At 67.4% G+C, this 10,283-nt stretch carries 12 protein-coding genes; 11 read left to right on the plus strand and 1 reads right to left on the minus strand.

Annotated elements, in window-relative coordinates; all coding sequences use genetic code 11:
• Positions 1–136: 136 nt before the first annotated feature.
• From rbfA to ACNQPB_RS15250, 11 genes are all read left to right on the plus strand, one after another.
• Complete coding sequence (rbfA, locus tag ACNQPB_RS15200; RefSeq protein ID WP_498753061.1) at positions 137–646, plus strand: 30S ribosome-binding factor RbfA; 510 nt, start codon at positions 137–139, stop codon at positions 644–646.
• Between the two features lie 99 nt (positions 647–745).
• Positions 746–1,222 (plus strand): nucleoside deaminase, encoded by a 477-nt coding sequence (locus ACNQPB_RS15205; protein WP_498753063.1) that lies wholly within the window; start codon positions 746–748, stop codon positions 1,220–1,222.
• A gap of 65 nt (positions 1,223–1,287) precedes the next feature.
• Positions 1,288–2,238, plus strand: a complete 951-nt coding sequence (gene truB / locus ACNQPB_RS15210) for a tRNA pseudouridine(55) synthase TruB (protein ID WP_498753065.1) — start codon at positions 1,288–1,290, stop codon at positions 2,236–2,238.
• Positions 2,239–2,240: 2 nt separating this feature from the next.
• Positions 2,241–2,594: a hypothetical protein gene (locus ACNQPB_RS15215; RefSeq protein WP_498753067.1), complete on the plus strand. Its 354-nt coding sequence runs from the start codon at positions 2,241–2,243 to the stop codon at positions 2,592–2,594.
• Between the two features lies 1 nt (position 2,595).
• Positions 2,596–3,078, plus strand: coding sequence for a hypothetical protein (locus ACNQPB_RS15220; RefSeq protein WP_498753069.1), 483 nt, complete (start codon positions 2,596–2,598; stop codon positions 3,076–3,078).
• A gap of 98 nt (positions 3,079–3,176) precedes the next feature.
• Complete coding sequence (locus ACNQPB_RS15225) at positions 3,177–4,187, plus strand: bifunctional riboflavin kinase/FAD synthetase (RefSeq protein ID WP_498753071.1); 1,011 nt, start codon at positions 3,177–3,179, stop codon at positions 4,185–4,187.
• On the plus strand, positions 4,184–5,038 hold the full coding sequence (gene kynA / locus ACNQPB_RS15230; RefSeq protein ID WP_498753072.1) for a tryptophan 2,3-dioxygenase: 855 nt from the start codon (positions 4,184–4,186) through the stop codon (positions 5,036–5,038). The genes ACNQPB_RS15225 and kynA overlap by 4 nt, the downstream gene beginning before the upstream one ends.
• Positions 5,039–5,216: 178 nt before the next feature.
• Positions 5,217–5,486, plus strand: a complete 270-nt coding sequence (gene rpsO, locus ACNQPB_RS15235; protein ID WP_498753074.1) for a 30S ribosomal protein S15 — start codon at positions 5,217–5,219, stop codon at positions 5,484–5,486.
• A gap of 242 nt (positions 5,487–5,728) precedes the next feature.
• A complete protein-coding gene (locus ACNQPB_RS15240) occupies positions 5,729–7,972 on the plus strand; it encodes a polyribonucleotide nucleotidyltransferase (protein WP_498753075.1) in 2,244 nt (747 codons plus the stop codon).
• 153 nt (positions 7,973–8,125) lie between these two features.
• A complete protein-coding gene (locus tag ACNQPB_RS15245; protein WP_498753077.1) occupies positions 8,126–9,469 on the plus strand; it encodes a M16 family metallopeptidase in 1,344 nt (447 codons plus the stop codon).
• A gap of 82 nt (positions 9,470–9,551) precedes the next feature.
• Positions 9,552–10,013 carry a DUF1579 domain-containing protein gene (locus tag ACNQPB_RS15250; RefSeq protein WP_498753079.1) on the plus strand — a complete coding sequence of 154 codons (462 nt, stop codon included), beginning with the start codon at positions 9,552–9,554 and terminating at the stop codon, positions 10,011–10,013.
• A 6-nt stretch (positions 10,014–10,019) separates the two neighbouring features.
• Here ACNQPB_RS15250 and ACNQPB_RS15255 read toward each other — a convergent pair.
• Positions 10,020–10,283, minus strand: a 264-nt coding sequence (locus tag ACNQPB_RS15255; protein ID WP_498753081.1) for a MoaD/ThiS family protein, incomplete at its 5' end; no start/stop codon positions are given.

Raw genomic sequence — 10,283 nt, forward strand, 5'->3', positions numbered from 1 at the left:
TCCCGGGCCCCTTGCCGCCTACGCGGCTTGGCGCCGGCGGTCCGTCATAGACTCGCCTGAGGCGGGTGGCATCTTTCAGAACTTATGTACGTCAGCCGCCGTCGCCGTCGTACCCCAGATTTTCTTAGGAGTGGAAATGGCTGATCCGGCACGTGCTGCGAAATTGGCGCAGCGGATTAAGGTTGTTGTTGCCGAGGCGTTGGGCCGGCGGGTCAAGGATCCGCGGGTGGGCGCCATCACCATTACGGATGCCCGGGTCACCAACGATCTCCAGCATGCCACCGTGTACTACACCGTCTTCGGCGACGAAGTCGCCCACGCCGATGCTGCGCGGGCACTGGAGAAGGCCAAGGGCGTGCTCCGGCAGGAGGTAGGCCGGAACATCACCGTGCGCCTGACCCCGACCCTCGAGTTCGTCCCGGACATGGTGCCCGTCAACGCCTCCAACCTGGAGGAACTGCTGCGCACCGCCAAGCAGCGCGACGCCGAGGTGGCCGCCCTCGCCGCCGGTGCCAAGCACGCCGGCGACGCCGACCCCTACAAGAGCGACGCGCCCCGCGATGAAGACATCGACGAGGACGACTTCGACGAAGAGGACATCGACCTCCGGGACGATGAGGACATCGACGAGGACAACGGCCGCTGACCTTCACGCCGCGGCAACGCCCGACCCGCCTTGGAACAGCCGCGGCGGGTCCGGCTTTTTCTGCATCCAAATGGAGCCGGTGCTGGCTAAGATCGGAACATGACTGCGGACCCTGATCCCGGACGCTATCTGGAACACGCCATCCGGCTCGCCGTGCAGAACGTCGGCGACGGCGGCGGGCCGTTCGGCGCCGTCGTGGTCACCGCCGACGGAACCGTCCACGAAGGCAGCAACCGGGTCACCCGCGACAACGACCCCACCGCGCACGCCGAAGTGGTGGCCATCCGCCGCGCAGCCGCCGCCAGCGGCACCTTCGACCTCAGCGGCGCCGTCCTCTACGCCAGCTGTGAACCCTGCCCGCTGTGCCTGTCCGCCGCGCTGTGGGGCAGGATCGAGCGCGTCTACTTCGCCGCGGACCGGCACGGTGCAGCCCGCGCCGGGTTCGACGACGCCGTGTTCTACGAGTATTTCGACGGCGGCCGCCCGGAACTTCTGCCCGTGCAGCACGCAGAGGTCGACGGCGCGGAGTCGCCTTTCGACGCCTGGCGCCACAACGAGCAGCGCACGGAGTACTAGCAACCGTTCCGCCGGAACGTTCCTGGCGCGGACTTGCCGTGTCCTGCGCGGATATACTGGGAAGCGTGCTTTCTGGACTGGTGATTGTCGACAAACCGCAGGGATGGACCAGCCACGACGTGGTTGGACGGATGCGGAGGCTGGCCGGTACCCGGAAAGTCGGCCACGCCGGAACCCTGGATCCCATGGCCACCGGCGTCCTGGTCCTGGGCATCAACAAGGCCACCCGGCTGCTGAGCTTCATCGTCGGCACCACCAAGAGCTACTCCGCCACCATCCGCCTCGGCGAAGCCACCATCACCGACGACGCCGAAGGTGAAGTCACCGCTGTGCACAGCGCCGCGGCCGTCGATGAGGCAGGCATCAACGCCGGAGTCGCGGCCCTGCGCGGCGACATCCAGCAGGTTCCCAGCAGCGTCAGCGCCATCAAGGTCAACGGCGAACGCTCATACGCCCGTGTCCGCTCGGGCGAAGAAGTGAAGCTCGCCGCGCGGCCGGTCACCATCCACCGCTTCGACGTGCTGGACATCCGCAGGGTCGACGGCGGCCGCGTCGTTGACGTCGACGTCGAAGTCGACTGCTCCTCCGGGACGTACATCCGGGCCCTGGCGCGCGACCTTGGCGGGGCGCTCGGCGTCGGCGGCCACCTCACCGCACTGCGCCGCACCAAGGTGGGCCCCTACACCCTCGAGCAGGCCCGCACCCTGGAGGAACTCGCGGAGGACCTGGACATCCTGGAGATGTCCGCTGCCGCCCGCGCCCTCATGCCCAGCCGCGAGTTGAGCGAAGCCGAAAGCACCGAGATCTCCTACGGCCGCCGCATCGCTGCCGGGCCGGCCGCCGGGACCCCGGACGCGGCCACCGCCGACAACCCCGTAGCCGCCTTCGCCCCGTCCGGCGAGCTCGTGGCGCTGCTGGCCGACGCCGGCAACCACGCCAAGCCGGTCCTCGTCTTCGCGCCCGGTAATGAGAAGCCCGGTAATGAGAAGCCCGGCAACGAAAAGGCGGCCGGCTGAGCGTGGACGGATACTTCTACGCGGTACTGGTTGTCGGCCTCATCTCCAGCGTTACCTGCCTCGTGGCGGGCCTGATGAAGAAGGCCCCGAACGACATCACCATCCTCTCGGTGGCCGCCGTCGAACTCGTCCTGCTGGTCTACCTGGTGGGCTCCATCATCCGGGTGATCGCGGGGGAACGGATCGCCGGGGAGGCCTGGGAGTTCTGGGGCTACCTCGCCACCGCCCTCATGCTCCCGCTGGGCGCCGTGTACTGGTCCATCCTGGAACGGACCCGCTGGAGCAACTTCGTCCTCGCCGCCGTCGGCGTCACCGCGCTGGTGATGGCCGCCCGCATGAACCAGATCTGGTACTGACATGAAAGAAGCACCGAAGGTGTCCACAGAGACCAAGTCGAAGAAGAACCGGGCAGGAAACAGCCGGGATACCCGCAACACCGGCCCCGGGCGGCTGCTGATCGCCGTCTACGCGGTGTTCGCGATCTCCGCGACGGCCCGCGCCGGCTACCAGATCGCCACGAAGTTCGCCGAGGCGCCGCTGGCACATATCCTCTCGGCCTTCGCCGCAGTCGTGTACCTGGTGGCCACCGTTTCGCTCGCCAAGCCCGGCCGCACCTGGTTCAAGGTGTCCCTGGCCGCCGTGCTCGTGGAACTGGTGGGCGTGCTCGTGGTGGGCGCCTTCAGCCTGTTCGACCCCGTGGCCTTCCCGCACGACACCGTCTGGTCCCTCTTCGGCCGCGGCTACGGCTTCGTGCCGTTGATCCTGCCGGTCCTTGGCCTGCTGTGGCTGAACAAGCGCCGGCCCGGCAAAGCGGATGCACCTTCGGCGAACGCGCAGTAACTGAACGGGTACCCTTAGAGAGTTCCGGCGCCGGACCAGGCCGCCGGTCGTAGTGAGCAGCCAGTGATTGGCTGAACAGCAGCAAAAAGGCGAGGTTGATGGTCCACATCTGGAACGATCCCAGCGAAGTCCCCGGAGACTTCGGCCCCAGTGTCGTTACCATCGGAAACTTTGACGGCGTACACCGCGGGCACCAGGAGGTCCTCGCGCACCTCCTGAGCACCGCCACCCAGCGCGGCAACCGCTCCGTCGTCGTCACCTTCGACCCGCACCCGGCCCAGGTCCACCGCCCCGAATCGGCACCGGAACTCCTGATGGGCCTGCAGGACAAGCTGGACGCCCTCGCGGAGACCGGCGTCGACGCCGTCCTTGTCATGAAGTACAACCTGGACCTCGCCGGCCTGACCCCCGAGGAATTCGCCCGCGGGGTGCTGGTGGACGGGCTGCACGCCGCCCACGTCGTGGTGGGCCATGACCTCCGCTTCGGCGCCGGCAACTCCGGCGACGTGACCACCATGCAGGAACTGGGCAAGGTCCTGGGCTTCGGCGTCACCGTGGTCAACGAGTACGGTGCCGGCGGAGCCCCGCTCGACGAGGAAGACGACAGCCCGCACGACGGCGACACCGGCCGCCGCTGTTCCTCCACCTGGGTGCGCGAAGCCCTTGCCGAAGGCGACGTCACCACCGCCACCGCGGTGCTCGGCAGGCCGCACCGGATGCGCGGCGAAGTGGTGCACGGGGCCGCACGCGGCCGCGCCCTGGGCTTCCCCACCGCCAACCTGGCGCACGACGCCACGGGCTATGTTCCGGCCGATGGCATCTATGCCGGCTGGCTGCTCGACGCCGCCGGCACCCGCTGGCCGGCCGCCATCTCAGTCGGGTCCAACCCCACCTTCGACGGCGTGAGCCGGCAGGTCGAGGCGCACGTGATCGACCGCCCGGAAGAAGCCGTGGAAGCCTTCGACCTGTACGGCCAGACCGTCGTCGTCGAATTCACCGCGCGGCTGCGCGGCATGGTCGCCTACCGCGGACCGGAAGCGCTCGTGGAGCAGATGCGCCTGGACGTCATCCAGGCGCACGGCATCCTGTTTGGAGGGCCTGCAAAATGAGCGTCGAGAAGAACACCCGCCAGCTTGAGGATGCGATCGTCCGGGACTTCAGCACCCGGATGAGCTACGGCTCCTACCTGCAACTGCCGGTGCTGCTGAGCGCGCAGCAGCCGGTCAGCAACCCCGAGCACCACGACGAGCTGCTGTTCATCATTCAGCACCAGACCACCGAACTGTGGCTCAAACTGGTGCTCCATGAGCTCCGCAGCGCCGCCGCCTGGCTCCGCCACGACGACCTCGGCGCCGCGCTCAAGGGGATCGCGCGGGTCAAGCACATCCAGAAGACCCTCACCGAGCAGTGGTCCGTCCTGGCCACCCTCACCCCCACGGAATACTCCCAGTTCCGCGGCTTCCTGGGAAACTCCTCCGGTTTCCAGTCCGCCCAGTACCGTGCGGTGGAGTTCGCGCTCGGCAACAAGAACGCCAAGATGCTTCCCGTGTTCGATTCCGAGCCGGAGTCCAGGGCCATGCTGGAGGAGCTCCTGCACGCCCCGAGCATCTACGACGAATTCCTGGCCTACCTGGACCGGCAGGGCTTCGAGGTGCCTGCCTCCGTGCTGGAACGCGACGTCACCCAGGCCCACGAATTCGCCCCGGAACTGGTTCCGCTGTTCAAGTACATCTACGAGAACGCTCAGGACAACTGGGGCGCCTACGAGGCCTGCGAGGAATTGGTGGACCTGGAAGACAACTTCCAGCTGTGGCGCTTCCGCCACCTGCGCACGGTCCAGCGGACCATCGGCATGAAGACCGGAACCGGCGGCTCCAGCGGCGTGGCCTTCCTGCAGAAAGCCTTGGAACTGACGTTCTTCCCGGAGCTCTTCGCGGTGCGCACCGAAATCGGCCGCTAGCCCGGCCGGTTCGGGCAACTCGGGCGTTTCGACAACTCCGGCGCGCTGCCGGTAAACTGGTCGATGGTTCGGCTGCAGTCCGTGGCGGCTGGACCTGTTGCGTGTGCGGCCACCGCCACCCAGCAACCCGGCAGCGAGGCGCTGACTCGGGACGCACGGCACAACTCTAGGAGTTCATGTGGCACTTGAAGCCGCTGTCAAGCAGTCCATCATCAAGGAATACGCAACCTCCGAAGGCGATACCGGTTCGCCCGAGGTCCAGATTGCTGTCCTGACTCAGCGGATCAAGGATCTGACTGAGCACATGAAGGAGCACAAGCACGACTTCCACACCCAGCGCGGCCTGCTCGCCCTGGTCGGTCGTCGCAAGCGCATGCTGACCTACCTGAAGAACGTTGACATCGCCCGCTACCGTTCGCTCATCGAGCGTCTCGGCCTGCGCCGCTAGTTTGACTTCGGGCGGCCCGATCCCCAGGGAACGGGCCGCCCTCTTCACGCAAAACTACATCCAAGGAAATCAACCGCATCGCGCATTCGCGGTCCTCGGTAGTGATCCCCGGGAACGTCCGTCCAGTCCGACGGCGGAGCCCGAGGGTCTCGATCGATGACCGGGTGTCGTACAGGCTCGGAACAGACCGGCCTGGGTTGATGCGGCGGACTTCCGCTATCAAGAAACGGAGGTGACTCTCAATGGAGGGTCCCGAAATCCAGTTCTCCGAAGCCATCATCGACAACGGCCGCTTCGGCAAGCGTGTCATCCGCTTCGAAACCGGCCGCCTTGCCAAGCAGGCCGCCGGCGCCGCGATGGTCTACATCGACGACGACACCGCCCTGCTGTCCGCCACCACCGCCGGCAAGTCCCCGCGTGAAGGCTTCGACTTCTTCCCGCTGACCGTGGACGTCGAAGAGCGCATGTACGCCGCCGGCCGCATCCCGGGCTCGTTCTTCCGCCGCGAAGGCCGCCCGTCCACCGAAGCGATCCTGGCCTGCCGCCTCATGGACCGCCCGCTGCGCCCGGCCTTCGTCAAGGGCCTGCGCAACGAGGTCCAGATCGTCGTCACCGTCCTGGCGATCAACCCGGACGAGCTCTACGACGTCGTGGCCATCAACGCCTCCTCGATCTCCACCCAGCTCTCCGGCCTGCCGTTCTCCGGCCCGATCGGCGGCGTCCGCGTTGCCCTCATCGCCGACGAGCAGGGCAGCCAGTGGGTTGCCTTCCCGAAGCACTCCCAGCTCGAGAACGCCGTGTTCGACATGGTGGTTGCCGGCCGCATCGCCGGTGACGACGTGGCGATCATGATGGTCGAAGCCGAAGCCACTGACAACTCCTGGAACCTCATCAAGGAACAGGGCGCCACCGCCCCCACCGAAGAGGTTGTTTCCGAGGGTCTTGAGGCTGCCAAGCCGTTCATCAAGGCACTGTGCGAGGCCCAGGCAGACCTGGCCGCCCGCGCGGCAAAGCCCACGGTCGAGTTCCCGGTCTTCCTGGACTACCAGGACGACGTCTACGCCGCCGTGGAGTCCGCTGCCGCCGAAAAGCTGGCCGCTGTCTTCCAGATCGCCGACAAGCAGGAGCGCGACAACGCTTCCGACGAGCTCAAGGACGAGGTCCTGGGTGCCCTCGCCGGTGGCTTCGAAGGCCGCGAGAAGGAGCTCTCCGCTGCTTTCCGTTCGGTCACCAAGCAGGTTGTGCGCCAGCGCATCCTCAAGGACCAGGTCCGCATCGACGGCCGTGGCCTGACGGACATCCGCCAGCTCACCGCCGAGGTCGAGGTCCTGCCCCGCGTTCACGGCTCCGCGATCTTCGAGCGCGGCGAAACCCAGATCATGGGTGTCACCACGCTGAACATGCTCAAGATGGAGCAGCAGATCGACTCCCTGTCGCCGGAGAAGACCAAGCGCTACATGCACAACTACAACTTCCCGCCGTACTCCACCGGCGAGACCGGCCGTGTCGGTTCCCCGAAGCGCCGCGAAATCGGCCATGGTGCACTCGCCGAGCGCGCCCTGGTTCCGGTGCTGCCGAGCCGCGAGGAATTCCCCTACGCGATCCGCCAGGTGTCCGAGGCCCTCGGCTCCAACGGTTCGACGTCGATGGGTTCCGTCTGTGCCTCCACGCTGTCGCTGCTCAACGCCGGTGTGCCGCTGAAGGCCGCCGTTGCCGGCATCGCCATGGGCCTGGTCTCCGACGAGGTCGACGGCCAGACCCGCTACGCCGCCCTGACCGACATCCTTGGCGCCGAAGATGCCTTCGGTGACATGGACTTCAAGGTCGCCGGTACCTCCGAGTTCGTCACGGCCATCCAGCTGGACACCAAGCTCGACGGCATCCCGGCCTCGGTCCTGGCAGCCGCCCTGAAGCAGGCCCGCGAAGCCCGCCTGCACATCCTGGACGTCATCAACGCCGCGATCGACACCCCGGACGAGCTCTCCGAGTTCGCGCCGCGCGTCATCGCCGTCAAGATCCCCGTGGACAAGATCGGCGAGGTCATCGGCCCCAAGGGCAAGATGATCAACCAGATCCAGGAAGACACCGGCGCCGATATCTCCATCGAGGACGACGGCACCGTCTACATCGGCGCCACCAACGGTCCGTCTGCCGAAGCAGCACGTTCCGCGATCAACGCCATCGCCAACCCGCAGGTCCCGGAAATCGGTGAGCGCTACCTGGGCACGGTCGTCAAGACCACCACCTTCGGCGCCTTCGTCTCCCTGACCCCGGGCAAGGACGGCCTGCTGCACATCTCCGAGCTGCGCAAGCTGGCCAACGGCAAGCGCGTAGACAACGTCGAGGACGTCGTCTCCGTCGGCCAGAAGGTCCAGGTGGAAATCACCAAGATCGATGACCGCGGCAAGCTCTCCCTCTCCCCGGTCGTGGCCGAGGAAGAAGGCGCAGCTGCCGAGGAAGCTCCCGCCGGGGAATCCGCCGAGTAGGCAATCCCGGCACAGGCCGCGGGGCCGGTGGCACGTCCACCGGCCCCGCGCCGCTTTTAACCGGAAGCGAAACTCCGGACCACGCGGAAGAGGCACCGTCCGCTGCTAGCATGGCAGCCAGATCGGGGCCCGCCCGCAAACCGAAAGGCTTTGATGACTGTCGTACCTCTCCCGCTTCAGCAGACCCTGCCCGGAGGCGAACTGATCCACGGCGCCGAAGGCGGCTCCGTCGTCCGGCGCTCGGTGTTGCCCGGCGGTGTGCGGGTACTGACCGAAGCCATGCCCGGGCAGCGCTCGGCAACCATCGGCTTCTGGGTGGGCGTGGGCTCCCGTGACGAGGCCGACGGGCAGCACGGCTCCACCCACTTCCTGGAACACCTGCTGTTCAAGGGCACCAAGCGCCGCACCGCCCTGGAGATCGCCTCTGCGTTCGACGAGGTGGGCGGCGAATCCAACGCGGCCACGGCCAAGGAAAGCACCTGCTATTTCGCCCGCGTCCTCGACTCGGACCTGCCCATGGCCATCGATGTCATCGCGGACATGATCACCGGCGCCGTCCTGGACCCGGCCGAGCTGGAGCAGGAACGCGACGTCATCCTCGAGGAAATCGCCATGGACAGCGACGACCCCACGGACGTCGCCCATGAGAAGTTCGTGGCCGCGGTGCTCGGCGTGCACCCCCTGGGGCGGCCGATCGGCGGAACACCCGCGGCCATCAAGGGCGTCTCCCGCGACTCGGTCTGGGAACACTACCGGCGCTACTACCGGCCCGACGAACTGGTCATCACCGCGGCCGGCGGACTGGACCACGACGTCGTCTGCAGCCTCGTGACCGAGGCGCTGCGCGCCGCCGGGTGGGAACTGCGCGAAGGCGCCGCCCCGGTGGAACGCCGCTCCACCGAACGGGCGTCAATCACCGGAACCGCAGGGCTGCACGTGGTCAAGCGCCCGGTGGAACAGGCCAACATCATCATGGGCTGCCCCTCGCTGGTGGCCACCGACGAGCGCCGCTTCGTGATGAGCGTGCTGAATGCCGTGCTGGGCGGCGGCATGTCCTCGCGGCTGTTCCAGGAAATCCGGGAGAAGCGCGGCCTCGTCTACTCCACCTACTCCTTTGCCTCCTCCTACGCCGACGCCGGCTACTTCGGCATGTACGCCGGCTGCACGCCGTCGAAGGTCAAGCAGGTCCTGAACCTGTTGGGCGCCGAGCTGGACAAGCTCGCCGCCGACGGCATCACCGATGAGGAACTGAGCAAGGCCGTAGGCCAGCTGAGCGGCGGAATCGTCCTCGCCCTGGAAGACACGGGCTCGCGGATGTCGCGCCTGGGCCGGGCCGAACTGGTGTCCGGCGAGTTCCAGGACATCGACGAGACCCTGCGCAGGATCAAGGCCGTCACCGCCGCCGAGGTCCAGGAACTGGCCCGTGAACTGGCTGCCTCGCCCCGCACCGTCACCGTGGTGGGGCCCTTCGAGGAGACGGAGACCTTCGGCCTCTAAGCGCGCCGCGGAGCCGTTCGCTCAGCGGCCGGTAACGCTGGACATGTCCGGCGGGCAGGCAGAAGATGGGGCCGGAGGCATCATGCGCGATCAGCGGCTCGTGTCCGCAGCTGAATCCCTTGAGGCGTTCCTCGGCCGGTGGCGGGGGAGCGCGGAGCTGGCCGCGTCACCGTCCGGTCCGGCCCGCACGGTCAATGCCGAAGTGGTTTTCACGAAAGCCGCGGGCGGCCACGCCGTGGTGCAAAGCTACCGGCACCTGGAAGCGGACGGTTCGCATTTCGAAGGCCACGGGGTGTTCACTGTGGACCCGGACCACGGCGACACCCTTTGGTACTACGTAGACAGCATCGGCAAACCACCGGAAGCCCCCGCCCGCGGCCACTGGCACGGCGGCACCCTCACCCTCGAACGGCACAGCCCGCGCGGCACCTCACGCCACAGCTTCCGGATCGACGGCGGCGAACTGGTCCACAGCGGCAGCCTCCGTCTGGGAACCGCGCCGGAGTTCACCCGCTTCCTGAGTGCCCGTTTCCGGAAAGCCTGACGGCGGCTATCCGCCGGCGAAGGGCGGGAGGATGTCGATGGTGTCGTCCGTGCCGAGCGTCATGGAGCGGTCGCGGACGGCGGTTTCGTTGCGGAGGAAGCTGCTGCGGGTGAGGATGCGTGCCAGGGGTGGTGTGCCGGCGGGGGGAGTTGCGCGTTCGACGGCGAGCAGTGCTGTGAGCAGGTCGTCCAGGGTGCTGCCTGGGGGGAGGTGGTGGTGTTCTTCTTCGGTGCCTGCTGCGGAGCGTGCGGCAGCGAAGTAGCGTACGAG

Origin of the sequence: Curtobacterium sp. LFS079, assembly GCF_047977865.1 — a bacterium.
In the GTDB taxonomy this organism is placed as follows: domain Bacteria; phylum Actinomycetota; class Actinomycetes; order Actinomycetales; family Micrococcaceae; genus Arthrobacter.